Origin of the sequence: Bdellovibrio bacteriovorus, assembly GCF_048286975.1 — a bacterium.
GTDB classification, from domain to species: domain Bacteria; phylum Bdellovibrionota; class Bdellovibrionia; order Bdellovibrionales; family Bdellovibrionaceae; genus Bdellovibrio; species Bdellovibrio bacteriovorus_H.
This window is the reverse complement of record NZ_JBLVRT010000007.1, coordinates 21,000-46,873: the sequence shown is the minus strand read 5'-3', so window position 1 is coordinate 46,873 and position 25,874 is coordinate 21,000. Positions and strand designations below refer to the sequence as shown.

Here is a 25,874-nt window from a genome sequence, read left to right as displayed (position 1 = left end):
AACTATAGCGAAGAACCTGTCAGGAAGGCACTAAAATTACTTCTGTGCCGGAGCTGCAGTGGCAGCCGGGGAAGCAGGAGAAGCCGCAGGAGTAGCTGCCGGAGCAGTCTCTGTAGCAGGAACAGCGGCAGCACCTGCTGCAGCGTCAGTAGCTTCAGTTGGGAAGTGTTCTTGAGCCGGAGCTGTTGGCAGCGGCAGGCTGTCAACTACGGACTTGGTTTTGGAAGAAGTCAAAGTCGCCAAAGCCAGGCAAGTCACCGCGAAGATGATTGCAGCCCATACTGTCATTTTACCAGCCAAAGATTGAGCGCCAGTTGCACCCAACAAAGAGTTGGAGCCGGAAGATCCACCCATGCCCAGAGCGCCATCAGATTTGGAATCTTGGATCAAAACCAAGATGATCAAAACCAGGGCTACGATGATATGCAATACGCCGATAAATGTAGTCATTTTATGTAATCTCCCAAAGACCCCCAAATATATGGATAATGGCGGTTTTCGTCCACCCCAAAGTGACCCGTTTTGGGTAACATAGCGCATCACGTCACGAGTCTGTTGAGTCTTCTGCCCTTATTGATCACCATAGAGGTTATGAAAAACATGCTTCGCCTTTCGGTCTGCCTATTTTTTGTGCTTCTGTCGGCCTGTACTTCTCAGGAAGGAAAGATCAAAAAGCTCGCGTTGGAGCTGGGGGAAAAGAAATTCCAGGAACAGCTGAAGATTGAAGCTGATGATTCCATCAAACAATCCGAGTGGCTGAATAAGTCCTATCAGGAATTCATGCTGAAAAAGTCCGAAGTGGACGTGGTGGAGGTCAAGTTTCTGACTGAAGCCAAAGCCACCGCAGTTGTGGTGGTGAACACTTATCCGCCGTCCCTGCGAATGACTTTGGCCCGCATCGCTGGCGGGATGGATCCGGGCCGCAGTCGCAGCTTCAACTTTGCCGAAGCGGTGAACGGGATCGGCAAGCAAATCGGGAAGTCCCCGGAACCGGTCGAGCTTCCGCTGATTATGTACAAGTTCAATAAAACCTCGGCCGGAACCTGGGTGGTTGAGTTCTAGGTGGCGGGCTAGGGCTCGCCGTCTAAGCCTTAGACAGCAAAAAATCGAGAAATCATATAGTTAGCATTGCTAAAAGCCCGGTCCTTGGATTGCATTTTTCACCGCTTAATATGAAAAACGTAGTTCGCTCCCTTACCTTTGCGGCATTGCTTGTCTCAACTTGGGTCCCTGCCTGGGCCGAGGATCTTTCGTCCGTCGAGACCGAGATCGTAGAAAGCACGCTTGAAAAAGCGCAGGTCGCCCAACAGGACAAGCTGCTGATCAAGGTCGGCAAGGGCGAGCAAATATACGAATTCGAAACGACTCCGGATCGCGAAATGATGAAAGAGTCATTGGGTCTGAAGATCCCGGACAAAGTCCGTGAACAAATCATCGCCCGTGGTGGTTCCGTCGCAGAAACCGATCCTTTGGAGCCATTTGAAAGTCTGCCGGAAGATCGCCGCAAAAAATTCCATGAAATGCGTCTGATGTTTTTGACGAATGCCGCGCGCATTCTGAATTCCACCAAGTTCGTTTACGGGGCGGGAAGCCTTGTGGGTGACGGTCTGAGTTTTGTGAAAATCAAAGTGAAAAAAGCCTTCGGGAAAGAAACTGTTGTCGAGTCCCAGACACAAAGAACCTTCCAGGTGCGCAGCCAGCAGGCCGTGCAAAGCATCCTGCGTGGTTTGGATTACAAGCTGTGGTCCCAGGCGCCACTCGTGATTGATTCCAATGAATTTGGCCTGAGTGTTTCGGCGGGTATTTTGGCCGAAGCCGGCGTTTTGCGCAAAGGCGGCGGCGGAGCTGACGAAGTGGGCTTCAGCATTGCCTTTAACAAAACCAAAAAAGCATTCGTGTTTGAGATCTTCCATAACTCTGAAAAATTCGACAACACCAAGGCGGCGATCACGGTGATCGGCGTGGTTGGTAAGGCCGGTATTACCATGGGCCGTCGTGACGGTGCCGAGACCCTGAAAGGGACTTCGTTCTATCCACCAGCGATCCCGGGTTACAGCACTTCTTCGCCCGAGTTTTTCTCGTCCGGATTGAGCTCCAGTCTTGGATTCCCGCCACCACCGCTGGCGGACCTTTTGACGTTCACCAACCGCTTTGAACGCCAGGCTTTGATCCGCATAACCGTGTCACCGCTGGTCAAAGGATTCGTCAGAGTCCAAATAGGCGATGTGAAGGGTTCTGTGCGCCTTGTCGCGATGCGATTTGTTGACGTCTACACCGCAATATCTGACAAAGTCCACTTGGGTGGGCGTCGTGCTTGCGGCCCTGTATTCAACTAATCTATCTTGCGGTGCAAAATGAAATTTATCGTATTTGAGGGGCTGGACGGCTCCGGCAAAAGTTCTTTGATGGCGGCGTTGGAGCGTGAGCTGCAAAACAGAGCCATCAACTTTTTGCGCACCCGTGAGCCCGGCGGAACCCCGCTGGGTGATGAAATCCGCAACATGATTCTGAGAAAAGAAGGTCCGGCACCAACCCCGCGCACGGAATTGCTGCTTTATGAAGCCAGCCGTTCCCAGCACGTGGATCAGGTGATCCGTCCGGCTTTGGCGGCGGGCACCTGGGTTTTGTGTGATCGTTTTGCAGCAAGCTCTGTCGCGTTTCAAAGCGGCGGGCGTGCGATCTCTGAAGCCGATGTGGTGATGCTGAATACCTTTGCCACCGGCGGTTTGAAAGCCGACATCACCGTTCTTTTGGATCTGTCTGTGGAAGAAAGCCGTCGTCGTCGTCAGGGGCGTGGTGCTGTCACCGGTGAAACCGAAGACCGCATTGAATCTGAAGCCGACACTTTCCATGAAAACGTTCGTCAGTCCTTCCTGAAGCAGTCTCGTGAAGACGCCGCTGCGTGGATCGTCCTGGATGCGCGTGAAAGCCAGGAAGTACTATTCAAACAGTTGTTGCAGTCTTTGACTGAACGAAAAGTTCTGTAAGGACGTAACTATGGCCCGGATGCTGGATTTCGTCTTAGGACATCAGGAAACAATCAAAAAAATGGTCGAGTCTTTCGAAAATGGAAAGCCCGGTCAGACCTTTTTGTTTGTGGGTCCGGGCGGCATCGGCAAAAAACTGACAGCGATGGGACTGGCGCAGGCTCTGCTGTGTCCTTCCAGTCCGCGGGGCTGTGGGAAATGTCCCTCTTGCTTCCGAATTTCTCAAGGGTCTCATGAAGGCCTGAAGGTGATTGCACCCAATGGTGCCAACATCAAAATGGAACAGGCCAAAGAGGTTTTGGAATTCCTCAGTTTAAAAAGTCTGACCGGCAACCGTGTGATCGTCATTGATCAGGCACAAACCCTGAATCCGCAGGCGGCCAATTCTTTGTTAAAAACTTTGGAGGAACCGCCAGAGGGTACGTTCTTCTTTTTAATTGCGCCCAGTGTGGCGGGGATTCTGCCGACCATTCGGTCCCGTTCCCGCATTGTGCAGTTCCGTCCGCTGACTCAGGAAGATCTGGGGAAGCGCGTGAAAGCGCCGGCCTGGGCTTTAAAAGCGGCGGGGGGCAGCTTTGAAAAGCTGGCTCAGTTGCAGGAAGGTCCTGAACAGGAAGTGCGCGAAAAGGCGGTCGAGCTTCTGACTTTGTTTATTCAGGATGCTGACTTCCTGCTAAATGAACTGTGGAGAAACGAGTTCAAAGACCGCGCTCAAGGGCAGCGCATGATCTCCTATTGGATTGGCTTCTTAAAGGATGCCATTTGCCTGCAGGAGGGTGCCAAAACTCAGATTGTGAATCTGGATCAGGCGCCGCTGATTAAAGTCCTGGCAGAGCTTGAGCGTTCACGAATTCTGAATTTGATTCAGAAAGCACTGCAGGTGGAGCAGGCCTTTGCCGCCAATCGTGATCCGCAGCTGATCATCGAAGAATTCTACGTCACGTCCAAGGCTTAAAGCGCATTGTCACCTTCCGTGACGGCTGTTATACTTGCCCTATGGAATGGATCGATATTCACGCACATTTGAATATGCTCGAAGAGGGTGTTGAAGCCGCAATCAACAATGCGAAAGCCGTGGGCGTGAAGAAGATCATCACCATCGGCACCCAGCCGGAAGATCATCCGATCGTGCTGGACATCGCCCGCAAATACTATCCGGAAGTGTACTGCACTTTGGGTGTGCACCCTCATGACGGTGGCACTTACACGGAAGCTGCCGGTAAATTTATCGAAGACCATGTCAGTGAACCTTGTGTGGTGGCTGTCGGTGAAATCGGTCTGGATTATTATTACGACAATTCCCCGCGTGAACTTCAGAAGGAAGCCTTCCGCGCGCAGCTTGAAATCGCCCGCAGAACCAAAATGCCGGTCGAGATTCACACCCGCGATGCGGAAGAAGACACCATCGAGATTTTAAAAGAATTCAAAGGCGAAGTGAATGGATTGATCCATTGCTTTACCGGCACAGAATGGCTGGCTCGTCAGGCGCTGGACGTGGGTTTCAATATCTCTATCAGTGGTGTGGTGACTTTCAAAAGTGCCGATTCTTTGCGCGAGACAGTGAAGATGCTGCCACTGGATCGTATCCATGTGGAAACGGATTCGCCGTTCCTGGCGCCGATCCCGATGCGTGGACGCAAGAATACTCCGGCTTACGTTATTCACACGGCGAAGTTCGTGGCTGACCTTAAAGGGATCAGCCTTGAACAGTTATGTGAACAGACGCGTATCAATGCTCTGAAAATGTTCCCGAAAATTCAGTGGTAGTTTGCAGCAGCTGAGCTCGCGTGGTTTTGATCCACGGGGCAAAGGGTGCAACCTTTGTGGCCTGGGCAATGCCAGCACAGCTGACCTGTCCGTTTGGCAGGCGTTTGCCATAGACGGCGGAATTAACTCCAATTACTTTCAGCACGCCATTTTCATGTGAAAACTGCGGCCCACCGGAATCCCCCTGACAGATGAACACCGGAACTTTTGAGTTCAGCCAGTAGCGGTCGCCGTAGCGGTTGAACTGGGAATCGATCTGCATGACTCCGCGGTGAAGCTGACCTAAATAGGCAAAAAGGTCTTCATTGGGTTTGCCGGTGTAGTCCTTGGAGCGCCCAAAGCCATACACATAAACACTGCGCCCTGAGTAATTTCCTTTGGCATCGGTGTCGATACTGACGGTGGAATAGCCTTCGGGAATGCCACCATCAAAGGTCGCAATGGCGATGTCATGATCATACAGTTTGGTGGAATTAAATTTCGGGTGGTGTTTATGCGCCAGCCCTCGGCGAGTGGTTTCACGCACCAGCATCTTGCGGCCGAAGATTTCATAATTGTTCGTGAACACGATATTGAATCCCGTCATTCCTTTGATGCTGTCGTCGAAACAATGACCGGCGGAAAGCACCGTCTGCGGCGCGATCAGGGTGCCGGTGCAAAATGCCAGAACCTGATTATGTCTGTTGACCATTTCAATTAGAACCACGCTGCGGGCGGCCTGAGTTCCACGTTCCCGAATCGGGTCTCCATTAATAATACCGGTTTGGGACGTGTCTGCAGGCTCTTCCGCTGGGGGTCCGAATGACCGGGGGCTGCAGGCAGTCAGGGCGAGGGTCGCCGCTAAAGCAGCAACCAAGGTTTTTAAGGCCGGGGAGGGGCTTTTAAATGCATTCATGGGGTGACTCCTTGATGTGATCATCAATTGCTATCGCACCCTTTGCGGGGTCACCCGTTTTCTTTCTGAAAGCTGCAAAAACACAGTTCCCATGAGGACTTGGGAGCGCCGCCGAAAAAGGACCTGCTGTCTAATTTTGAGTCAGTAAAAAATGCCCAGCTCAAAATTAGAGCTTATTTAGGAACCATTGTGGAGGCACGAACTTTGGAATAATCCGCACTGTCTATTAAAACAGGAGCGTCTTTATGAAGAACACACAATGGGTGGCGGGTTTGCTTGCCGCTGTGACTTTGATTCAGGCCTCAGCTCACGCTGAGATTATCTCTGATCTTCCGGGCTTTGAGGACGGTGGCTCTCAGGGGCAGACGTTCCGTCCGCCTCCTCCGCCGATGCCCAATGAGGGTGTGACCCGTGAATATACGGATGTGGCGAACCTTGATCAGATCAGCCGCAAGTCCGGAGGTGAAGCCTATCGCTTCAATCTGGTGCAGCCTACGAACCTTAAGTATCTGGAGCTGAAGGTTCAATCCAGCCGTCTGAAAATCCACGAAGCCACTGTGATGACCGTGAGTGGTCAGCGCTATATGATCCGTGAATTCCATAACAGCAATGTCCTGGAATCTGGCACTCAGTTGACTTCTGAGAATCTGAATATCAATGACGACATTCGCACTATTGAACTGCGTATGGAGTCTTACTCCCATGCCGCGACGATTTCTTTGAAAGCCGTGGGGGATAGAGCCGTTCCCCGCATGTCTGTGCAGCGTCCGGTGATTGTGGCCCCGCCTTCACAGCCGAATCGTCCGACTCAGCCAACCCAGCCAAGCCGTCCCGTGGACACTCGTTTGAGCCCCGGTGATGTGGTGGTTTCTGTTTCTTCTCAAGGTAAATACTATGACGGACGTGTTGTCGAGGTTTATGGCAATGGCAAGGTCCTGGTTCGTGACGAAGACGACGGAAAAACTTACGTTCGTGATATTTCCTCTGTGGGTAAGCGTATTTCCTGCGCTGCCAATGGCATGTGCGAAGGTGCAGATGTCATGGCTTACCCGGTGGGCTCTCAATCCAAGGCCTATCTGGGTAAGATCATTGCGATCTATTCCAATAACATGGTGAAAATGCGTGATGCGGATGATTCCAAAGACTATTTCCGTGACATCAAGGTCATTCATCGCCGCTTGAACTGCCTGGATTCTCTGTGTGTGAAAGACCGTGTTCTTTCCCGGTCGGGTGATGGCACGAAATACTATAGTGGTGTTATCGATTCCATCTACAGTAACGGCATGATCGCTGTTCGTGACGATGACGATGGCAAGGTTTACTCCCGTACAAAAGAGGTCGTATTTAAGCCCGTACAATGCCACAGTTCAGGTCTTTGCATTAAAGACCGTGTGATGTCGAAGTCCGGTGACAAGTACTACTTCGGTTCCGTGACGGGTGTTTATTCAAATGGCCTGATCTATGTGCGCGATGACGACGATGGTAAATCCTATGCTCGTCAGCACGATGTTGTATTTAAAGAGATCAAATGTGCCAACGGGTTCTGTCGCGGCGATCGTGTTCTGTCCACTCTGAGCAATGGCCGCTATTATGCGGGCCGTGTAGAAGGAGCTTATGCCGGCGGCTTGATCTCGGTTCGAGATGACGACGACGGTAAGGTGTATCTGCGTCCTCATACGGTCTTGTCCCGCGCCAGATAGTGGAAAGCGCCCTTGGGCGCCCACTGTCCAACAATGAGACAGTTGACCAGCTTTAAAACAAATTTATCTGTGTTTGAGACCTCCCGCAGGCGGCACGAACCTTGGATTACTGCCTGCGGAACCAAAACAGTATGGAGTCTTTATGAAACGTCGGTTGATTGCCACTGTGCTTGCGACACTTTCCATGATGCAAAATGCTCATGCAGATATTATCTCGGACCTGCCGGGCTTTGATGATGTCGGCGGCGGCATGGAATTCCCGCAGCCACCACAAGAGCAAGGGGCAGATACAACGACCACGACGACGTCTTCAACTGCCACGTCCACGGTGCAGCGCCAGTACACGGGCGAGGTTCAGGTGCGCGAGATTTCCCGTAAGAAAGACGGTGAGATCCGCAGGATCACTCTGGCAGAGGCTTTGACTTTGCAAAATATGGAAATCAAAGGCCGTAATGCCCGCGTGAAAATTCACGAAGTGACTTTGATTCTGGCAAATGGTCAGCGCTCGGATGTTCGCGAGTACCGTAACGCCGCTGTTTTGGAAATCAACACCACGGCGTCTTCCGGCAATCTGAATTTGAATCAAAAGGTGGCGGCTATCGAAATCCGCGCTGAGTCCTATGGTGGTATCAGCGAATTGAGCGTGAAAGCGGTTTCTGATCTGGGTGTGCCACGTATGACGGCGCAGGGGCCGGCAGTCGCACAACCGGTGACGCCGACAGCTCCTCCGGCTCCGGGCCGTACTGAAGAATCCGCGACTGTTCGTGTGGGCGATAAAGTTCTTTTTGATAATGGCAGCAGCTATGTCGGCACGGTGAAAGAGATCTTCATGTCCGGCAAAGCCCGCGTGAGCTTCCCGGGGTACAGCCAGGATTCCATTTTGGATTTGAAGGACCTTGCACGCTCGGTGAACTGCCAGGCCACCCAGTGTGTCGGTGACCGCGTTCTGTTCGACAATGGAAATCAGTATGTTGGCATGATCAGCATGGTGTTTGCCAACGGTGTTCGTCAGGTGAAGTTCCCAGGCTACAGCGAGCCATCTTTCATTAAAGCACAAAAGCTGACTAAGTCCGCGCAGTGTGCAGGCTCTGTGTGTGTGGGTGAAAGAATCATCTTCAATAATGGCAGCGGAAATTATCTGGGCCGTGTCACTGAAATTTATGCTGATGGCACCGCCAAAATCAAATTTGAAGGTTACAGTGAATACAGCTTCATCAAGACTTCGCGTCTGGTGAAAGTGGTGTCTTCTGTGAAGGGTTACAGCGGCGGCACTCGCGTGCTGTTCAATAACGGTTCCGGCTACTATGTCGGAACCGTGCGCGAGGTGTTTGCTGATGGCACGGCCTCTATCAAGTTTGATGGTTACAGTGACCTGAGCTTCATCAAAGTGGATCGTTTGGGACGTCAGGCGGATTGTCATAAAAACATCTGCACTGGCAACCGGGTGATCCTGAACGGCCAGTACGCCGGCACGGTTCGTTCGGTTTACACCAACGGTTATGCCCTGGTGAAATACGACGGTTACAGTGACGCGAGCTACACAGATGTTTCTCGTCTGTCCAAATAAGAAGATTTTAATTTAAAACCAGTAATATCAATATTTGCAATTTCGGAGATTGTTATGAAAAAGAAACTGATCCTTGGAATGTTGGCTGCTGCAGCAGTACTGCAGGCGGCACACCCTGCGATGGCACAACACAATGACAACCGCCCGGGTCGTTATCCCGAGGCTCCGCCGATGCCACCACCTCCTCCGGGTCAGTATCTTCAGGAAGGCACTCTTGAGATTCAGGGTGTGACCCGTCGTTCAGGCGGGGAGTGGTATCGCATCAGTCTGCGTCGTGCGGTTTCCTTGGAACGCATTGAAGTGGCGGCGTTGGCAATGCGTTTGAAAATTCACGATGCCAGTGTGATCACTGAAGACGGCCAGCGTGTTTCCATCCGTGAATTCCGCAACACAGCGGTGTTCGGTGTGGGTTCCCGCGCGGTCTCTGAAAATCTGAACCTGCGTTCCCGCATCTTGGCTATCGATATTCTGGCTGAATCCTATGGTGGTTATGCCGATATTCGTGTCACGGCTCTGTCCACGGACAGCCGTCCGCAACTGGTTCTGGGGAATGTGCCGCAACAACCGGGTGGCAACGGCAATGGCGGTCACAACGGTGGGCACAATGGCGGTGGCAATAATGGTGGTCATGGTGGTGGCAACTATGCGTGCGTTCGTCGTGCCGATGTGACTCGCAGTCTGGAGCAACAGGATGTCGAAATGGATGCTTGGTCGCGCCGAAAGAATGCAGCCAGCTACAATTCCGTGGAATACAACATGGCCGACCGTGAGCTGAAAGCAACAGCGGCCAGAATGGTTCAGATCGCAAAAAGCAATGAAGCCAAAGAAACCAAGATGGAAAAACTGGAGGTTTTGGGCGCCCTTTACTTCCAGAAAATGAATCAGCAGTCGTACAACTCCACTCAGTACAACGCATACTCTGAGGTGGGAAGAGCGATCTTCAGCGCGATGGAAAACGGTCTTAATCTGGCGTTGGATTGTGACATCAGAACCACAGCTCAGTTGCTGGCTCGCGGGGATGAGTATGTAGGGAAAATGAACACCTATTCCTACAATTCGGTTCCATATAACGCCTACAGCAAGATGGCTCAGCAGGTTTATGCTGCGGCCCCGAACTTCTATGAGCAGGAAGTTCGTCGCTTGGACAAGACCTTTGTTAAGATCGATGAAGAGCTGGATGAAAACCACAGAAAGATGAATTCCTATTCATACAATTCTGTAGGGTATAATTCTTACGCCGCCATCATCCGCAAAGGTGTTGAGTTGTCTCAAGGAAATCTGCGCCGTCTGGTGCCTCACATGAGCAGCCTGCAGCGCTTTGATCTGGTGAAGCACTTTGACGGTCGCAAGAATGCGTACTCGTACAATTCACTTCTTTACAACCACTTTGCTGCGATGAAAGAGATCGCGGCTCGTTAAAATGGTTTTAAGGGAATTTCGGTTCCCTTTTGACACTGGTTTTCTTGGCACAAAGTTTGGATATAGGGTCAACGGATTCACTAATCAGTCTTTTAAGGAGACTTTATGAAAAAGAACCTCGTTCTAGGATCAGTAATTGTCGCTTCCCTTGTACAATATACAAGCCCTGCGTTTGCGAACAAGGAAGTCATCGGCGGTATCATTGGTGGTATCATCGGCGGCGGTATCGGTACGCAAATTGGTAAAGGGAACGGCAACAAAGCAGCTATCATTATCGGAGCTGTAGCTGGAACATTGATTGGCTCTAAAGTCGGCAAGGACTTGGATGAAGCTGATCGTCAGGCTCTGGCAGAAGCACAAAGACGCTCTTTGCAGGACAACATTGGCAGCCGCCGCGACTGGGATGGTCGTCATTATGGTTCGCGCACGGGTGCACGTGGCAGCTTCACTTCCACTCGTGAAGGTTACAACAACCGCACGGGCGAATACTGCCGTGAATACACCTCTATCATCTATATGCGTGACCGTACCGAAGAAACCCGCGGATATGCGTGCTCTCGCCGTGATGGTTCCTGGTATGAAGTAAAAGAAACTGAAGTTCGCTTCAACGGCCGTGGCAACGGTGGTGGCGGTGGTCGTCATAATAACGAACCAATCCGTCCTACTCCGGCTCCGACTCGCCCAACTCCTCCTCCAGCTCCAGGCGGTCAGTATGGTCACGGTTATGAAGGAACAGCTCAGATCAGCCAGATCACCCGCCGCACGGGTGGTGAGTGGTTCCGTGTGACCCTGCGCTACCCAATCGCTTTGGATCGCATCGAGATCCGTGGCTTGGCTGCAGGTGTTAAAATTCACGACACGACTGTGTATACAGAATCCAACCGTCGCATCCAGGTTCGTGAGCTGACCAACACGGGTACAGTTTACGCGGGTGATACGGCGATTTCCGAGAACCTGAACCTGCGTGAGCGCGTTCAGGTGATCGACATCCGTGCTGAGTCCATGGGTGGCGTTGCCGACGTACTTGTGAAGGCGATTTCCAGCGAAGACCGCCCTTCCTTGACTGTCAGCCGTTACTAAAAAACATCAGTGCTGCCCTCGGTGGCGCTGAGAGCGGAAATTTTAAGTAATTTTCACTAAAAGCCAGTCTATGACTAACAGTGTCTAGACTGGCTTTTTAGTCTCCAAAAGCCGATATTGAGTGGGTTTAAAACAAGGAGCTCACTCATGTCTAAGTTGCGTGTTGGTATCAACGGTTTTGGTCGTATTGGTCGTGTTCTTTTCCGCGCGGGTTTTGAAAAATTCGATATCGTCGGAATCAATTCCCTGGACAGCATCGAAGGTGATGCTCACTTGCTGAAATACGACTCTGCCCACGGCGTGTTCAACGCTGATGTTTCCACCGAAGGTCACAACCTGATCGTTAACGGTAAAAAAATCGCCGTTTCCAAAACTCGCAATCCAGCCGAAGTTCCTTGGAAGGACCTGGGCGTGGACCTTGTTCTAGAGTGCACTGGCGCATTCAAAAAACGTGAAGATTTCATGCAGCACATCTCTGCGGGTGCAAAACGCGTTTTGGTTTCCGGCCCTGCTGAAAAAGGTGCTGACATCACAATGGTGTACGGTATCAACCACGAATCTTACGATCCATCCAAGCACGTTGTTGTTTCCAACGCGTCCTGCACGACAAACTGCCTTGCGCCTTTGGCGAAAGTTCTGAACGACACCTTCGGTATCGAACACGGTACGATGATGACAGTTCATTCTTACACGAATGACCAAAAGATCCTGGACGCTCCTCACAGCGATTTGCGCCGTGCCCGTGCTGCGGCTGTCAGCATGATCCCGACAACAACGGGTGCTGCGAAAAACGTCGGCCTGGTGTTGCCAGAGCTGAAAGGTCTGATCGACGGTATCTCCGTGCGTGTTCCGACTCCGAACGTTTCTTTGGTGGATTTCACATTCACTGCAAAAAAAGACGTAACCCGTGAATCCGTGAACGAAGCTTTGATCAAAGCTTCTGAAGGCGCGATGAAAGGTGTCCTGGCAGTGGAACACAATGAACTGGTCAGCGTTGACTTCAACGGCAACAAACATTCTTCCATCGTCGATCTGGCTACAACCATGGTTGTGGGCCCTCGCATGGTGAAAGTTCTTTCCTGGTACGACAATGAAACTGGCTTCTCCAACCGTATGGTGGACGTGGCCCTGCACATGCAGAAGAAAGGTCTTTAATTCATGGCTAACGGTCTTAAAGGCATCAAGACAGTTCGTGATTTCGAGTTGGCAGGAAAAGTTGTTTTCCTGCGCTTGGATTTGAACGTTCCAATGGAGAACGGCAAGATCACGGATGAAAATCGCATTACGGCATCTTTGCCGACAATCAAGTATTGCATGGAACAGGGAGCAAAGCTGGTAATGGCTTCTCACCTGGGCCGTCCTAAATCCAAAGACGACACCGAGTTTTCTTTGGAGCCAGTGGCAAAACGTCTGCAGGACCTTTTGAATGCCGAAGTGATTCTGGTGGAAGAACCGGATTCTGACGCTCCAAAGCACCTTTTGCCTTCTCTGAAACCAAATCAGTTGATCCTTCTTGAAAACGTGCGTTTTGAAGAAGGGGAGACGAAGGACTCTGTTGAGTTCGCGCAAAAGATCGCCAACTACTGCGACGTTTACATCAACGACGCATTCGGTGCTTCTCACCGCGCTCACGCGACCATTCATGCTTTGCCTTCAGTGATGAAGGACAAAGGTATCGGCTTCCTGATTGAAAAAGAAATCACGATGCTGGATTCCCTGCTGCAAAACCCAAAACGCCCGTACATCGCGGTGATGGGTGGCGCGAAGGTTTCTGACAAGATCGCGGTTATTGAACGCCTGATGGACGTTGTTGACGGTTTCATCGTGGGTGGCGCGATGGCGTACACTTTCCTGAAAGCTCAGGGCCTGCCAGTCGGTAAATCTTTGGTTGAAAATGACAAACTGAAATACGCCAAAGAAATGATCGAGCGTATCGAAGCCCGCAACAAAACCATTTTGTTGCCGGTGGATCACGTGGCGACCAAAGGCATCACCGACACTGCGCACGCGCATGTGACCAATGATGTGGCGATCGCAGAAGACGAACTGGGTGTGGACATCGGTCCTAAATCCATCAAGAACTTCTCTGCGGCTTTGCGTGAAGCGGGCACTATTTTCTGGAACGGCCCCATGGGTATCTTTGAAAATCCGGCTTTTGCAAAAGGCACCTTCGGTGTGGCAGCAGCCATTGCTGAAAGCAACGCCGTTAAGATCGTGGGTGGTGGTGACTCTGCCGCGGCAGCGGAAGCTTCCGGCTTTGCTGGGAAAATGACCCACATCTCCACTGGTGGTGGTGCGTCTCTGGAATACCTTCAGGGCGACAAGCTTCCAGGTTTGGAAATCCTACGCACCAGAATTCGCTAAGGCCCGGCGCGTAGTGCGCTCGCCTCAGAATTTTTGCTAAATTTGAAAGGTCCTTCGTTATGAAGGGCCTTTTTTCTTTTAAGGACCGAAACGATGAAAAAGATTTTTGCTGCTAATTGGAAGCTTTTTAAATCTCCAAAAGAAACGCGTGAGTTTTTTGGTCAGTTCAAAGAACTGGCGGGGAAAGCAACGGGGGAAGTGGTCTTTTTCCCTTCGGCGATTTCTTTGGAAGCAGCCAGTGAATCTTTGAAAGGTACAAGCATCAAGTTTGGTGCTCAGAACTGTTACTTCCAGGCACAAGGTGCTTTCACCGGCGAAAACTCGGCTCAGGTGGTTAAAGATCTGGGGGGCAGCTATGTATTGATCGGTCACAGCGAACGCCGCGCGATCTTTGGTGAAGGTGATGCGCTGGTGGCAGACAAAGTGGCTTTTGTTCAAGGTTTGGGCCTGACGCCGATGTTGTGCATCGGTGAAACCCTGCAAGAACGCGAATCCGCAAAGACCTTCCGTGTTCTGGAAACTCAGCTGAATCTGGGTTTGGCGAAAGCCGACAAATCCAAGCCAGTGGTTGTTGCCTATGAGCCGGTTTGGGCGATCGGGACGGGGAAAGTGGCGACACCAGAGCAGGTGGCAGAAACTCACACAGACGTTTTCAATATTCTAAAAGCACTGGGTTTTGAAACGGCACCAATTCTTTATGGTGGCAGCGTAAAGCCGGACAATGCCGCTGGTTTGATCAAGCAACCGCACGTGAATGGTTTCCTGGTTGGGGGAGCTTCTTTGGAAGCAAAGTCCTTCAGCGAGATTGCTTCCGTTTAGGATTTAGCCGTTGCCGTAGCGTTTTTGGCGCGCGGCGGATTTGACAGCGTCTTCGACCAGTTTGGCGTCAGACGGGGAAAGCTTCTTCAGTGATTCGAGGAAGCTTTTTTTATTTTTCTCATACAGTGGCAGAACGATTTCGCCTGCAAACTGTGTCGGATCTTTTTTCAGCATTTCCACCGTCACACGCAGGATCTCGGCATCCAGTTCCGGTGTGGATTTTTTGACGGCGGATTGTACCGCGCCTTCAAGGGCTTCAAACACTTCATCCTGGGCTTTCATGTCGGCCTCAGTCAGCTTGGTGTTTTCATCCGCTGTTTTGACGGTTTCAAGTTTCAAGGCCTGCAGTTTTGACACTTCAGAAGTCACCGCATCAGCCGCAAGTAGCGGGGCTGCGCAGAAGGAACAAACGATGGCAATAAGTGCTAATTTTCTCATTGTGCTCTCCTTCTTACGGTTTGATCATCACGCCGATCATTCTGTATGGTTTTCCCTGTTTCGCGTAACGACGCGCTTTCGGGGAACTTAAGAATGAATTGTTCGAATAGAAATCGCTGACAAAACCGCCGTTGTCACCCCAGTCCGTTTTGATCTGAACATCACCGGACTCCTTGGTGCCATTATGATAGACGATCACCGCACCTTTTGGAACATCCGCAGGACTTTTGATCATGTCGCGGTACTTCGGATTGTCCATCAGATTGATCATGCCCTGGGCTTTCAGGTCACGAACCGCATCGCGGGCATGTCCCCCTGGAGGATAACGATCAATCATGTCACCACCCATCAAGGCACGTTTGACATAGCGGTAACAGTAACTTGTAGAACGGGAGCGTTTGTTTCTCATCCCATAGCGGATGGTGTCTTTGACTTCTTTGCCTTCAGAATAGCCCATGATCATTGGATCATTGGACCACTTTCCGGCCGCAGCGTTCTTGGGAATCGACGTGCTTGAAGACCGGCTGACTTCTTTGCTGACGTCATCCAGGTTCTGCAGATTGCGTTGTGCAGTTTCACTGGGCTTGGTCGTGGAGCAGTCTTTACAGGTCGTGATAAAACCACCCTCGGTTTGACGAGGATCTTTGTTCTTGGCCAGGTTCGGATCCACTTCCGGCATCTGATTGGCTTTGACACTTTCTTTGGTCGGCAGAGTCGGGCGGGCTTCAGTTCCTTCCACCGGCAGACCTTCACCATCACGGATCGCTCGGGACGTCAGCGCCACTTCAGGATCCTGCACCTCGGAACCGTCTTTGTCTTTAAAGGCCAGCCATGGATCTTTCTGAGAGAAATAAACCCAGACTTCATCGCCTTCTTTGGTTTTGGTTTTACCGCCGCCCACTTTGGTGATGCGGACTTTCACACCATAAGAACCGGTGCGTTTCAGTTTGCGGGTTTCCAAAACGGTGCCTTCAGAATCTTTGGGAACCACGGACACCAGGTTTTTGGCTTTGCCGCGGAAATCAACGGAGGAGCGGGCATTCAGGTCTCCAGAGAAGACCACATCCTGCAGCTCTTGAGGAATATCGGCCAGCGCTGAACTTCCGCTCAGAATCAGGGCTACAGTGATGCGCAGTGCTCGACTCAATAAATTCAAATTGATACTCCTTAGGGGCTCTTCGGTCTTCTGTCCAAAAGGTGAAGCCCCGGCCCGGGAAACAAGTCGAAGGTCCGGTCTAAATCACAGATTGTTAATGAAAGTACGTTCTGGAGATGCATTCATGGTGTCTTACTCTGAGATACCTTTCTGATGGTGTGTGAAGATATTCAGAGCAAAGCTTCAATATTTGTACCGCGTATAAAGTGGGTATGGTGAGTCTGATAAGGGGTCCACTGTCAGGGTGGATGAAATCGTCCAGAAGATTTTCAGGGGCTGTTTCCCGATACGAAACAGGAAATAAAAAAGGGGATCTGAGTGATCCCCTTTGAAAGTTACTAGAACAAAGCGTTCTTCGGTGTGCGCGGGAACGGGATCACATCGCGGATATTACCCATGCCGGTCACATACATCAGCATACGTTCAAAGCCCAGGCCGTATCCCGCGTGCGGGAAGGTGCCATAGCGGCGCAGATCCGTATAGAAGGAATACTCTTCCGGATGCAGACCCACTTGCTTCATGCGGGACTCCAGTTTCTCCAGATTGTCTTCACGCTGCGATCCGCCGATGATTTCGCCAATGCCCGGAGCCAGCAAGTCCATCGCACGAACGGTTTTGCCGTCTTCGTTCAGCTTCATATAGAAAGCCTTGATGTCTTTCGGATAGTCGGTCACAAACACCGGCTTTTTGAAATGCTCTTCCGCCAGATAACGTTCGTGCTCAGACTGCATGTCGATGCCCCACTGAACCGGGTACTCGAATTTTTTGCCGCATTTTAGCAGAATGTCGATGGCTTCAGTGTAGGTCACACGTCCGAAATTGTTGTTCAGAACGTTGTTCAGTTTGTCGAACAGGCCCTTTTCGACAAACTGGTTGAAGAATTCCATTTCTTCCGGACATTGTTCCATCACGTAGCGGATGATGTATTTGATCATGTCTTCAGCCAGTTCCATGTTCGCCGTCAGATCGGCAAAAGCGATCTCGGGTTCGATCATCCAGAACTCCGCCGCATGGCGGGAGGTATTGGAGTTTTCCGCACGGAAAGTCGGACCGAACGTGTAGATGTTACGGAAAGCCGCACAGAAAGTTTCACCGTTCAACTGACCCGATACAGTCAGGTTGGTCTCTTTGCCGAAGAAATCCTGGCTGGCATCGATGCTGCCGTCTTCTTTGCGCGGAGGTTTGTCCAGTTTCAAAGTTGTCACACGGAACATCTCGCCCGCACCCTCGGCGTCAGAGCCGGTGATGATCGGAGTGTTCACATAGACAAAGTTCTGTTCGTTGAAGAACTTGTGAATCGCATAAGCCAAAACAGAGCGCACGCGGAAGACCGCGCTGAACGTGTTGGTGCGCGGGCGAAGATGCGCGATCTCGCGCAGGAATTCCATGCTGTGACGTTTGTTTTGCAGCGGGTATTCCAAATCGGCTTTTTGCACGATCTCGATTTTCGAAGCCATCACTTCAAAACTTTGACCTGCACCCTGGGATTTCACAACTTTGCCCGTGACCAGTACGGAGCTGGAGATGGAAAGAGCGGCAACGTCAGCAAAGTTTGCCAGATTATTATCAAAAACCACCTGCACACCTTTGAAGAAGGTGCCGTCATTCAGTTCGATGAAGCCGAAATTCTTTTGGTCGCGGATTTTGCGAACCCATCCGGAAAGATAGACTTCTTTGTCCAGATGCTTTTCTGTTTCTCTGAATAGCGATTTTACGAGTGTGGTTTTCATAGGGACCCTTTCAACAGTCCGATTAAAATATCGTTCTTTCGCATGCTTGTCTAACAGACGCGCGCAAAATCCCTTGGTGCCTTTGCAGTCCAGAATTGGGGCGACTTCGCGACACAGCCTCGGGATGCTTGGAAACGGGCTCAAATTGCGCATAACGCGAAAAGTCATTAGTCATTTTGTGACGTCATTTCAATAGCTTAAATTGAGACCACCCCTTGCTGGGGTCCTGGTACGGGCCTAAGATGAATGAGTCTTTCAAAGGAGCACGTATGTCGGACTCTACACACTTTCGTCGCTGCCACCGCTGCGACACCGTAAACTCGGCTGACGGGGAGCTTGTGACGACCTGTGAATGCTGTGGAAAGCACCTTGCACCCTTCTATTTTTTCGACGAGAGTAGGGCCATGGGCATGGCCGATTCGAATTTTTACTCCAGTCTTGGGGTGAGGGTTTCGTCCGAGCTTTTGCCTCATAAAGAGTATCCTCCGGTGTGGGGATTAACTGTGTATTGGGAGCCCTGATCCAAAATGAAAGTCAGCTTTGCAGACATCCAAAAAGCCCGTGAACTTCTGAAAGACATCATCTGTCCAACCGAGATGAGTCATTCCATCAGCGCCAGCAACCTGCTTAAAAGCGAAGTGTACCTGAAGTTTGAAAACACTCAGCGCACGGGAAGTTTTAAATTCCGCGGGGCCTATAACAAAATCTCCAATCTGACAGCCGACGAAAAAGCCCGCGGTGTGGTCGCCAGCTCTGCCGGAAATCACGCACAAGGTGTCGCCCTGTCAGCGAAACTGGCCGGAGTCAAATCCACCATCGTGATGCCGGAAACAGCCTCGATCAGCAAAGCTTCCGCGACCCGTGATTACGGCGCCAACGTCGTGCTAAAAGGCGAGATCTACGACGAGGCTTTCGAACACGCCCAGAAACTGGAAAAAGAACACGGCTACACCTTCGTGCATCCCTATCAGGATCCGCATGTCATTGCAGGCCAGGGCACCATTGGAATCGAAATCCTGGAAAAGGTTCCTGACCTGGACACGGTGATTGTGCCCATCGGGGGTGGCGGTCTGATCAGTGGCGTGGCATTGGCGGTAAAGGCCATCAATCCAAAGATCCGCGTGATCGGTGTGCAAAGCGACCGTTCCCCGGGAATGGCGCATCTTTATAACAAACAGCCTTTGTCCCAGGTCAAACGTGCCGCCACGATCGCTGACGGTATTGCGATCAAAAATCCTTCCCAGGTGATGCTGGACAGTTTCATTTCCAAGTATGTTGATCAGGTGGTGACAGTCAGTGATGACGAGATCGCTGAAGCGATTGTGTTCCTGATGGAAAGAGCCAAAACCGTGGCTGAAGGTTCTGGTGCCGCGGCGATGGCAGCTGCGATGTCCCGCGGACTGGATCTGGGTAAAAAGACCTGTGTGATTATCAGCGGTGGAAATATCGATCTGAACATCGTTTCCAAGATCATCGACCGTGGTCAGATTCTGCGCGGACGCCTGTGTGAGTTGTCCGTGATTGTGGATGATTTACCGGGGAACCTGAGTCGTTTGACTCAGGCGATTGCATCGCAAAAAGCCAACATCCTGGAAGTGCGTCACGACCGTGTGTCGAAAGGGCTTTCACTGCGTGAAACCCGCATCGACTTCGTTCTAGAGACTACGAGCATTGAGCATGTTGAGCGGATTAAGCGGGCTCTTGAGGAAACTGGAGCCAAGGTTATCCAAAGCACCTAATGAAATACCGGAGGACTGCTCCCAGTCCTTCAGGTTGTACTTTTGAAGAATCCGCTGCAGCTCTCCGCTGCGGCGAAGCTCCTCGACCCCACGACTGAGAATCTCGGCATATTCCTGTGACTTGGGATTGTTCGGTGAAAAAGAGATGTAAAGCGCCGGATCATGATTTTCAACCCAGCCGCCAATTTTCATATTTTCCATGGTGATCTTTGCTGACACAGACGTGTACTGCAGCACCACCGGATTTTCGATAAACCCATCCAGGCGTCCGGCCTGCATCATGCGAATGACCTGCTCCAGCGGGCGGTCTCCTGAAAACGGAATGAATGAACGATGGCGGGAGCGGATCAGGCTGTCGACGCTGTCACCGTAGGTGTAGCCGTTGATCACGCCGATTTTCATTCCCTGCAAAGACGGGCGGCCCTTGTAGGTCCATGTGGAGTTCTTGGGAACAAAGTAGGCATTTTTCATGAGACCCAAAGATTTTTTGGGATAGATAAAGTCCGGAGCATCCACCACACTGCAGCCCATCAGGCCCTGCACGCGGTTGCTGCGGGTGTCTTTGATGGCTCGCACCCAGTTGGAAAGCTTCACCTGCACTTTGTGGCCCTGTTTTTCAAAGACCGCGCGGGCGATTTCCACCATATAGCCGGGAGTTTCAGAATCAGGATTGCAAACGTAAGGACACCAGAAGTCGGAACGGAAGGAAATCACGTCGGCACGGACGTGTTCGGACGCGAAGACAGTTGCTGACAGAATCAATGCGGCAAGTGCTTGTTGAACTCTCAGGTGCATAAGGCCCCTCTCCTTACTTACCCTTATGCAATACTGTGCGGTTTCACAAGTTGCACGGAGAAAAGAAGGACCTTTCTGATATGTAACCTTTTACTCTTTGAATTCGATTTTACGTTCAAAATGGCAGGTGTATCCACCGGGATTCTTTTGTAAATAATCCTGATGATATTCTTCGGCAGACCAAAAATCGGCAGCTTTCACGATCTGTGTGACCACGGGGCTTTTCCAAGCTCCTGATTTGTCCACGCGAGCTCTTACAATTTCTGCCTCATCTCTTTGTTTGTCGGAGGTGTAGAAAATGGCACTGCGATACTGGGTCCCGATATCATTGCCTTGTCGGTTGGTCGTCGTCGGGTCATGAATCTTATAGAAATAAAGCAAGAGATCCTGATACGTGATTTTTTCAGGATTGAAAGTGATCTTCACGGTTTCGGCATGATTGGTGGTGCCGGTTTTTACGATGTTGTAGTTGGCGTTTTTGGTGTCGCCGCCCATGTAACCGACTTCGGTTTGGGTGACGCCGGGAAGTTTGCGCAGCAAATCTTCCATGCCCCAAAAACAGCCGCCGGCCAGATAGGCCACTTCAGACGTGCTCACGGTGTTTCCTTTCTTGGCAGCTTTGGTCGTTTTGGCCTCCGAGTTGAGGCCTATGAACATTCCCAGTACTGCGAAAAACATAAAAAGGTGTTTCATGCTTGTTATGTTATCACCGACAAAGGACTCCCGCTAGAGTCCTTTGTTATTCAGCACGACCGTAGCCGCCACCTGAACCAGAACAAAGGGTCAGGATGTCTTTAGCCGCAAATTTTTGCTGTCCCAGAACGGGAAGAGTCTTTGCGACGTCCCCTTGTTCCAGGGTGACTTCTGCCGGATCGCCGTGACTGCAGGTTTTCAGCAGGCGGGGACGGTGCAAAGTCAGGTCGGTCATCCAGGTGGCGGAAAGCTCCCCGCACACCTCGATTTTCATAACCACGCCACGGCCACCGCTGAATTTGCCTTTGCCACCATTGGAGTGACGCTGATCCACGCGCAGAACCTTGATCGGGAAATCACGCTCAAGTTGTTCCAAAGAAATTGCATCCAGGTGTGCGCTGACGCCGTCGCGGGAGGCCTTTGCACCTTCGCCGCCTGGCAAAGTCAAAAGTGCATGCTTGCTGCCAGACTGAAGATCAAACTGCAAAGCACAGTGGCTGCCCAAAGAAGATTCCTGTTTGTGGTGAATTTGTGCCAGCGCCAGTTCAATAGCTGATTGCAGGGCCGCGACCCCACAGGTCATGCCTTTGAAGGTGGGGGCCGGGTATTTACCCACCAGCCAGCAGCCGGAAGGTTTGGTGATTTGCAAAATAGAGAACGATCCCGAATTCGCCAGATCCGTGAAGCCGTAATGACGGCTCAGGGCATGGAAGCAGGCGCCATAGGTCGCCGATTCAGTCATGGAAACTGTTTTTGCCGCCGTCGTGCCGCTGAAATCCAAAGAGATTTTGCCATCCTGGATTTCCATATTCAGGCGCAGCAGTTCGCCACTATCCAAAACCACATCCACGCGGGCTTCGCCCGAAGCGCTTTCGGAAATCTTTTTTGTCGCCGCTTTTTTCGAGATGCGCAGATAGTCTTCGATCAGTTCACCAGTCACGGTGAAACCCGTCAGCTCGATGGCATCCACCAGTTTTTTGGCGCCGGCTGTCAGATCAGCCACTTGGGTTTTCAGCCAGGGCACAAAATCAGCAGGGCAGGCCGGGTGCGCCTGCATGGCAGCCAGAATCATTTCATTCAGCTGGTTTTTCTGACGAAGTGGTGTCGGAGGAATGCGCAGGCCTTCTTCTTCGATGGACTTAACGATTTTTACCTGTGTGTCCAAGGGACGGCGCGAAACCCACAAAAGATCTTCTGAAACCGCCATCACAAAAGTCATTTCGGACAACAGGCTGCCACCGCTGTAAGGGTCATTCAAAAGGGCGATGTCGCCTTCTTGCAGTTTCAGATATTTCGCCGCAGTGTTGGCCGCTGTTGTCAGCGTGCCGTAAGTCACTGGTTGCTGACCGCGCACACCCAGGACGTCTCCATCCAAAGTCATCAGTGCGGATTCACCCACCAGGAATTGATTCAGCAAGGAATGCAAAAGTTCGATTTGATAGTTCATTTGGACTCCTTCAGGGCCTTCATGCCCCACAGGGCCGTGGCAGCGGATTCGCAGAATTCATCAGCGGCCACAGTGGTGTGCGGGTCTTTTTTGAAGATATTGGCAAACAGAGCCGCCAAAGGACCCGTCACCAGTAACTTTTGTTGATCACGCTGCAGGAAAGATTCCACAGCCAGTCTTTGTACGGACAGGCTTTGCAGTTCTTTGGTCAGATGATTGAAGTCGTTGTCTTTGAAGGTGCTGATTTTGGAAAGGGTCAGCAGGGCTGTTTTAAAACGCTGAATTCCCTGTGCAGAAACGCGGTCCTCAAGACCTTCCAGTTTGGAAAGTTTTGGGTTTTCAGACCACAGATCCAAAAGACTCATTTTTTGCCCGCGCCCCAGGAACATCGGTCCTGGTTCCCAGCCCTCTTCCTGAGTCAGGAAGTCGAAACGCTCAAAGGTGTTCAAACCGATTCCCAGCGTGGGCTGGACGCCCAGATTTTTTACTTTCAAGTGTCGCACTTCCACCGGACCCCAGCAGCTGTTCCATTGGGCGGCCCAGCGGGTTGGGGAAATCAAAGTGAAGTACTCAAGGCCCAGATACAAAACATCTTTGCCCGAAGCTTTGTTCCAAAGCCCAAGGGCCGTGGACGCGGCAAACTGGCTGCTGATTTCTTTTCCGGTTTCATCCTGGAAAAGTTCACCGCTGGCATCAAGGAAGTGAATGTCGTTTTTATCAAGCGCGGCTTCAAGGCCCGCATAGACGTCTTTTTTCAGATCAGCAAAAACACCGGAAAGGGTGGCGTTCAAAGCGTTCTGAGTCCAGCGCGTGACTTCGTGAGGGTTGTCGGTGTTTGCCGGAGCAAACACTTCAATGCTTTTTTCGCTGAAGAATTTGGTTGCGGCATTCAGGTGCACCGGATTCGTCGCAGAGTGCAGCAGATTCAGACAGACTTTCTTGCAGTTCATCAGCTCAAGTTTTGCGGCAATGGCTTCCAGTTCTTCGGTTTGCAGGGCGGTTTCAACGGTGCCGTCCGCGCGCACGCGTTCACGCAGGGCAAATTGCAGATCCTTGCTGGTCAGCGCTGCAGGAGTTCCGCAAAGATCCAGCCAGTGTTCCAGACCCTCGGTGCTGACATGGGCCACAGCGCCACTCATTTTGTAGTCCAAAAGTTTTTTGGGAACGCGCAGACTGACAAAGGCCTTGTGGATTTTTCCATGGGGCGCGATGAACTGGATCAGTGAGGATTTAAGGCTTTCACGAGAGTGAAACACTCTCTTTTGCGCAAGGGGACTGGAGTCTGACAGGAGTGAGAATTCGGCGAAGGATTCACCGACGCTCACACCGAGCACGAGGCTGTTTTGCATTTTCGAACGCTCTCTATTGAATTTGCACTGGAATGTTGTTAAGTCTTAGTCGGACAGGTATAGCAAAGTATTCTCTCTAAGAAAAGGATTCTAAAGTGAAGATTTCTCCCGAAATTTTGAATCTGGTGCCCTACAAACCTGGAAAGCCGATTTCCGAGACCCAACGTGAGTACGGGCTCACAACGGTCTACAAGCTCGCAAGTAACGAGAATCCTTTGGGTCCCAGCCCGAAAGCCATGGCGGCGGTGAAGCAGGCCTTGGATCATCAGCACCTGTATCCGGATCCTTCCCACTATGAGCTTTTGCAGACTTTGTCGAAAGAATGGGGCTTCCCGACAAAACAACTTGCTATTGGTAACGGCAGCGACGAACTGATTGATCTGTTGTGCCGTATTTACTGTGAGCACCATGATGGGGTTTTGACATCTGCGGCAGCGTTTAATGCCTATGAAGTCAGCGCTCCGGCCAACCGTGCGGTGATCCACAAAGTTCCGATGGCGGAAGGCTATCGTTTCGATCTGCCGGCCATTGCAGATTATTTCCTGAAACACCCGGAAAAAAACATCCGTTTGATTTTTGTCTCTAATCCCAACAATCCAACCGGTACTTACGCAACCAAAGCGGAAGTGGAGGCTTTCCTTCAGAAAGTCGGTAACCGTGACGATGTGATGATTATTTTTGACGAAGCCTATAACGAGTTTGTGCGCGCCAAGGACTATGCATCCGCACAAGGTTATATGGGACAGTATAAAAACCTGATTGTTCTTCGCACTTTCTCCAAAATCTATGGCCTGGCGGGTTTCCGTCTGGGGGCGATGATCGCGCCGCCCGAGGTTGTGGAAGTCTTTAACCGTGTGCGCAAACCATTTAATGTCAACGATTTAGCGCAAGTGGCTGCAAATGCGGCTCTGCAAGATAAAGAATTTATTGAGCGATCGCAGCAGATTTGCTGGAAAGGGCTTGATTACTTCTACAAGAAGTTAGAAGAATTAGGCCTGCCGTACATTCCATCTCAGGGAAATTTTGTCATGTTTGACACTCTCCGCGACGCCGCCAAGGTGAACGAAGCCTTGTTACGTCGTGGGATTATCATGAGACCGCTATTGAACTATGGGTTCAAGACGCATCTGCGTTTGAGTGTAGGGCGCGATCATGAAAATGAAGCTGCTATGTCAGCTTTGGCGGATGTTTTAAAAGAAATCACTCCGCTGTAGTTTTGGAGAATTATGGGAATGGTAATTACGATTGATGGCCCTGCGGCCTCCGGAAAATCTTCAGTAAGTCGTGAGCTGGCTCGTCGTTTGGGCTGGCAGTGGGTTTCTACGGGTGCATTCTATCGTGGTTTGGCATTTGCCGCTCTTCAACTGCAAATTGATCTGGATGACGTTTCCACTTTGGCTAATCTGACCCACGATCCGGTATGGAGCGTGAGAATGGATGACGAGCGCACGCGCGTTTATTTCAAGGATCAGGATGTGACCGATCAGATTGCTCACGAAGACGTGGGTAATTTTGCCAGCAAAGTCAGCCATTATCCGGAAGTGCGCAAAGCTCTTCTGGAAGCACAACGCAATTGTTCTGCTGGTCCTCAAGGTCTGGTGGCCGAAGGCCGCGACTGTGGAACCGTGGTATTCCCAACAGCGGAAGCCAAGGTTTATTTGACAGCTAACAGTGAACACCGCGCGGCCCGTCGTGCGGCGGAGTTGGGTTTGGACCATGAAGACATGGTGAAAGCCCAGCAACAACGTGACCTTCAAGACTCCACCCGCAAAGTTGCTCCGATGGCTGTGCCAGAAGACGCTTTGGTTGTGGACACAACTGCGCTCAACCTGAATCAAGTGGTTGATGCCGTCGTAGAATACGTAAAAAACAAAATCTAAGGGCGGTCGCCTCGGCGACCTTGGTCCTTTAGCTTAATTGTCTCTTGTC

At 51.2% G+C, this 25,874-nt stretch carries 24 protein-coding genes; 15 read left to right on the top strand and 9 right to left on the bottom strand.

Annotated features, from left to right (window positions below):
- Nucleotides 1-36: 36 nt before the first annotated feature.
- Nucleotides 37-450, bottom strand: coding sequence for a preprotein translocase subunit SecG (gene secG, locus ACNQKP_RS16585; protein ID WP_417866165.1), 414 nt, complete (start codon nt 448-450; stop codon nt 37-39).
- 141 nt (nt 451-591) lie between these two features.
- On the opposite strand from secG, the gene ACNQKP_RS16580 reads away from it, so the two are divergent.
- The 5 genes from ACNQKP_RS16580 to ACNQKP_RS16560 all read left to right on the top strand — a co-directional run bounded on the left by ACNQKP_RS16580 (nt 592) and on the right by ACNQKP_RS16560 (nt 4,754).
- Nucleotides 592-1,062 (top strand): hypothetical protein, encoded by a 471-nt coding sequence (locus tag ACNQKP_RS16580; RefSeq protein ID WP_417866163.1) that lies wholly within the window; start codon nt 592-594, stop codon nt 1,060-1,062.
- 110 nt (nt 1,063-1,172) lie between these two features.
- The gene (locus ACNQKP_RS16575) at nt 1,173-2,336 is read left to right on the top strand and encodes a hypothetical protein (protein WP_417866161.1); all 1,164 of its coding nucleotides are present in this window, start codon (nt 1,173-1,175) and stop codon (nt 2,334-2,336) included.
- 18 nt (nt 2,337-2,354) lie between these two features.
- Complete coding sequence (tmk, locus tag ACNQKP_RS16570) at nt 2,355-2,987, top strand: dTMP kinase (RefSeq protein WP_038451016.1); 633 nt, start codon at nt 2,355-2,357, stop codon at nt 2,985-2,987.
- Nucleotides 2,988-2,997: 10 nt separating this feature from the next.
- Nucleotides 2,998-3,942: a DNA polymerase III subunit delta' C-terminal domain-containing protein gene (locus tag ACNQKP_RS16565; protein WP_417866159.1), complete on the top strand. Its 945-nt coding sequence runs from the start codon at nt 2,998-3,000 to the stop codon at nt 3,940-3,942.
- Between the two features lie 41 nt (nt 3,943-3,983).
- On the top strand, nt 3,984-4,754 hold the full coding sequence (locus ACNQKP_RS16560) for a TatD family hydrolase (protein ID WP_417866157.1): 771 nt from the start codon (nt 3,984-3,986) through the stop codon (nt 4,752-4,754).
- Here ACNQKP_RS16560 and ACNQKP_RS16555 read toward each other — a convergent pair.
- Nucleotides 4,717-5,649, bottom strand: a complete 933-nt coding sequence (locus tag ACNQKP_RS16555) for a S1 family peptidase (protein WP_417866155.1) — start codon at nt 5,647-5,649, stop codon at nt 4,717-4,719. The two genes, ACNQKP_RS16560 and ACNQKP_RS16555, sit on opposite strands and share 38 nt — an antisense overlap.
- A 245-nt stretch (nt 5,650-5,894) precedes the next feature.
- Here ACNQKP_RS16555 and ACNQKP_RS16550 point away from each other — a divergent pair, with 245 nt between their 5' ends.
- The 7 genes from ACNQKP_RS16550 to tpiA all read left to right on the top strand — a co-directional run bounded on the left by ACNQKP_RS16550 (nt 5,895) and on the right by tpiA (nt 14,598).
- The gene (locus ACNQKP_RS16550; protein ID WP_417866153.1) at nt 5,895-7,349 is read left to right on the top strand and encodes a beta-sandwich domain-containing protein; all 1,455 of its coding nucleotides are present in this window, start codon (nt 5,895-5,897) and stop codon (nt 7,347-7,349) included.
- A 142-nt stretch (nt 7,350-7,491) separates the two neighbouring features.
- Complete coding sequence (locus tag ACNQKP_RS16545; protein ID WP_417866151.1) at nt 7,492-8,916, top strand: beta-sandwich domain-containing protein; 1,425 nt, start codon at nt 7,492-7,494, stop codon at nt 8,914-8,916.
- A gap of 54 nt (nt 8,917-8,970) precedes the next feature.
- A complete protein-coding gene (locus ACNQKP_RS16540; RefSeq protein ID WP_417866149.1) occupies nt 8,971-10,335 on the top strand; it encodes a beta-sandwich domain-containing protein in 1,365 nt (454 codons plus the stop codon).
- 105 nt (nt 10,336-10,440) lie between these two features.
- Entirely contained in the window at nt 10,441-11,415 is a 975-nt protein-coding gene (locus ACNQKP_RS16535; RefSeq protein WP_417866147.1) for a beta-sandwich domain-containing protein, read from the top strand.
- 147 nt (nt 11,416-11,562) lie between these two features.
- Complete coding sequence (gene gap / locus ACNQKP_RS16530; RefSeq protein WP_011163580.1) at nt 11,563-12,570, top strand: type I glyceraldehyde-3-phosphate dehydrogenase; 1,008 nt, start codon at nt 11,563-11,565, stop codon at nt 12,568-12,570.
- Nucleotides 12,571-12,573: 3 nt separating this feature from the next.
- Nucleotides 12,574-13,779 (top strand): phosphoglycerate kinase, encoded by a 1,206-nt coding sequence (locus ACNQKP_RS16525; protein WP_417866145.1) that lies wholly within the window; start codon nt 12,574-12,576, stop codon nt 13,777-13,779.
- 93 nt (nt 13,780-13,872) lie between these two features.
- A complete protein-coding gene (tpiA, locus tag ACNQKP_RS16520) occupies nt 13,873-14,598 on the top strand; it encodes a triose-phosphate isomerase (RefSeq protein WP_417866143.1) in 726 nt (241 codons plus the stop codon).
- 3 nt (nt 14,599-14,601) lie between these two features.
- On the opposite strand, the gene ACNQKP_RS16515 is transcribed toward tpiA, so the two are convergent.
- The 3 genes from ACNQKP_RS16515 to asnS all read right to left on the bottom strand — a co-directional run bounded on the left by ACNQKP_RS16515 (nt 14,602) and on the right by asnS (nt 17,922).
- Complete coding sequence (locus ACNQKP_RS16515) at nt 14,602-15,036, bottom strand: phosphoenolpyruvate carboxylase (RefSeq protein ID WP_417866141.1); 435 nt, start codon at nt 15,034-15,036, stop codon at nt 14,602-14,604.
- Nucleotides 15,037-15,049: 13 nt separating this feature from the next.
- On the bottom strand, nt 15,050-16,192 hold the full coding sequence (locus ACNQKP_RS16510; protein WP_417866139.1) for a hypothetical protein: 1,143 nt from the start codon (nt 16,190-16,192) through the stop codon (nt 15,050-15,052).
- 338 nt (nt 16,193-16,530) lie between these two features.
- The gene (gene asnS, locus ACNQKP_RS16505; protein WP_011163585.1) at nt 16,531-17,922 is read right to left on the bottom strand and encodes an asparagine--tRNA ligase; all 1,392 of its coding nucleotides are present in this window, start codon (nt 17,920-17,922) and stop codon (nt 16,531-16,533) included.
- Between the two features lie 527 nt (nt 17,923-18,449).
- Between asnS and ilvA the strand changes: the two genes are divergently transcribed.
- Nucleotides 18,450-19,661: a threonine ammonia-lyase gene (ilvA, locus tag ACNQKP_RS16500; RefSeq protein WP_417866136.1), complete on the top strand. Its 1,212-nt coding sequence runs from the start codon at nt 18,450-18,452 to the stop codon at nt 19,659-19,661.
- Here the strand turns inward: ilvA and ACNQKP_RS16495 are convergent.
- From ACNQKP_RS16495 to ACNQKP_RS16480, 4 genes are all read right to left on the bottom strand, one after another.
- A complete protein-coding gene (locus tag ACNQKP_RS16495) occupies nt 19,578-20,456 on the bottom strand; it encodes a substrate-binding periplasmic protein (protein ID WP_417866134.1) in 879 nt (292 codons plus the stop codon). The two genes, ilvA and ACNQKP_RS16495, sit on opposite strands and share 84 nt — an antisense overlap.
- A gap of 90 nt (nt 20,457-20,546) precedes the next feature.
- Nucleotides 20,547-21,149, bottom strand: coding sequence for a peptide-methionine (S)-S-oxide reductase MsrA (gene msrA, locus ACNQKP_RS16490; RefSeq protein ID WP_417866132.1), 603 nt, complete (start codon nt 21,147-21,149; stop codon nt 20,547-20,549).
- 46 nt (nt 21,150-21,195) lie between these two features.
- Nucleotides 21,196-22,596, bottom strand: coding sequence for a hydantoinase B/oxoprolinase family protein (locus tag ACNQKP_RS16485; RefSeq protein WP_417866131.1), 1,401 nt, complete (start codon nt 22,594-22,596; stop codon nt 21,196-21,198).
- The gene (locus tag ACNQKP_RS16480; protein WP_417866129.1) at nt 22,593-23,852 is read right to left on the bottom strand and encodes a hydantoin utilization protein; all 1,260 of its coding nucleotides are present in this window, start codon (nt 23,850-23,852) and stop codon (nt 22,593-22,595) included. The genes ACNQKP_RS16485 and ACNQKP_RS16480 overlap by 4 nt, the downstream gene beginning before the upstream one ends.
- Nucleotides 23,853-24,040: 188 nt before the next feature.
- Between ACNQKP_RS16480 and hisC the strand changes: the two genes are divergently transcribed.
- Nucleotides 24,041-25,159, top strand: coding sequence for a histidinol-phosphate transaminase (gene hisC, locus ACNQKP_RS16475; RefSeq protein ID WP_088565947.1), 1,119 nt, complete (start codon nt 24,041-24,043; stop codon nt 25,157-25,159).
- An 18-nt stretch (nt 25,160-25,177) separates the two neighbouring features.
- Entirely contained in the window at nt 25,178-25,825 is a 648-nt protein-coding gene (gene cmk / locus ACNQKP_RS16470) for a (d)CMP kinase (RefSeq protein ID WP_417866127.1), read from the top strand.
- The last annotated feature ends 49 nt before the right edge of the window (nt 25,826-25,874 follow it).

Bases quoted from the DNA above. Each gene is read 5' to 3' on its own strand.
- ACNQKP_RS16550 (WP_417866153.1), top strand. From the start codon at position 5,895: ATGAAGAACACACAATGGGTGGCGGGTTTGCTTGCCGCTGTGACTTTG.
- cmk (WP_417866127.1), top strand. From the start codon at position 25,178: ATGGTAATTACGATTGATGGCCCTGCGGCCTCCGGAAAATCTTCAGTA.
- ACNQKP_RS16540 (WP_417866149.1), top strand. From the start codon at position 8,971: ATGAAAAAGAAACTGATCCTTGGAATGTTGGCTGCTGCAGCAGTACTG.
- asnS (WP_011163585.1), bottom strand. From the start codon at position 17,922: ATGAAAACCACACTCGTAAAATCGCTATTCAGAGAAACAGAAAAGCAT.
- gap (WP_011163580.1), top strand. From the start codon at position 11,563: ATGTCTAAGTTGCGTGTTGGTATCAACGGTTTTGGTCGTATTGGTCGT.
- msrA (WP_417866132.1), bottom strand. From the start codon at position 21,149: ATGAAACACCTTTTTATGTTTTTCGCAGTACTGGGAATGTTCATAGGC.
- ACNQKP_RS16495 (WP_417866134.1), bottom strand. From the start codon at position 20,456: ATGCACCTGAGAGTTCAACAAGCACTTGCCGCATTGATTCTGTCAGCA.
- ACNQKP_RS16525 (WP_417866145.1), top strand. From the start codon at position 12,574: ATGGCTAACGGTCTTAAAGGCATCAAGACAGTTCGTGATTTCGAGTTG.
- secG (WP_417866165.1), bottom strand. From the start codon at position 450: ATGACTACATTTATCGGCGTATTGCATATCATCGTAGCCCTGGTTTTG.
- ACNQKP_RS16560 (WP_417866157.1), top strand. From the start codon at position 3,984: ATGGAATGGATCGATATTCACGCACATTTGAATATGCTCGAAGAGGGT.
- tmk (WP_038451016.1), top strand. From the start codon at position 2,355: ATGAAATTTATCGTATTTGAGGGGCTGGACGGCTCCGGCAAAAGTTCT.
- ACNQKP_RS16580 (WP_417866163.1), top strand. From the start codon at position 592: ATGAAAAACATGCTTCGCCTTTCGGTCTGCCTATTTTTTGTGCTTCTG.
- ACNQKP_RS16565 (WP_417866159.1), top strand. From the start codon at position 2,998: ATGGCCCGGATGCTGGATTTCGTCTTAGGACATCAGGAAACAATCAAA.
- tpiA (WP_417866143.1), top strand. From the start codon at position 13,873: ATGAAAAAGATTTTTGCTGCTAATTGGAAGCTTTTTAAATCTCCAAAA.
- ACNQKP_RS16515 (WP_417866141.1), bottom strand. From the start codon at position 15,036: ATGAGAAAATTAGCACTTATTGCCATCGTTTGTTCCTTCTGCGCAGCC.
- ACNQKP_RS16485 (WP_417866131.1), bottom strand. From the start codon at position 22,596: ATGAACTATCAAATCGAACTTTTGCATTCCTTGCTGAATCAATTCCTG.
- ACNQKP_RS16545 (WP_417866151.1), top strand. From the start codon at position 7,492: ATGAAACGTCGGTTGATTGCCACTGTGCTTGCGACACTTTCCATGATG.
- ACNQKP_RS16575 (WP_417866161.1), top strand. From the start codon at position 1,173: ATGAAAAACGTAGTTCGCTCCCTTACCTTTGCGGCATTGCTTGTCTCA.
- ACNQKP_RS16555 (WP_417866155.1), bottom strand. From the start codon at position 5,649: ATGAATGCATTTAAAAGCCCCTCCCCGGCCTTAAAAACCTTGGTTGCT.
- ilvA (WP_417866136.1), top strand. From the start codon at position 18,450: ATGAAAGTCAGCTTTGCAGACATCCAAAAAGCCCGTGAACTTCTGAAA.
- ACNQKP_RS16535 (WP_417866147.1), top strand. From the start codon at position 10,441: ATGAAAAAGAACCTCGTTCTAGGATCAGTAATTGTCGCTTCCCTTGTA.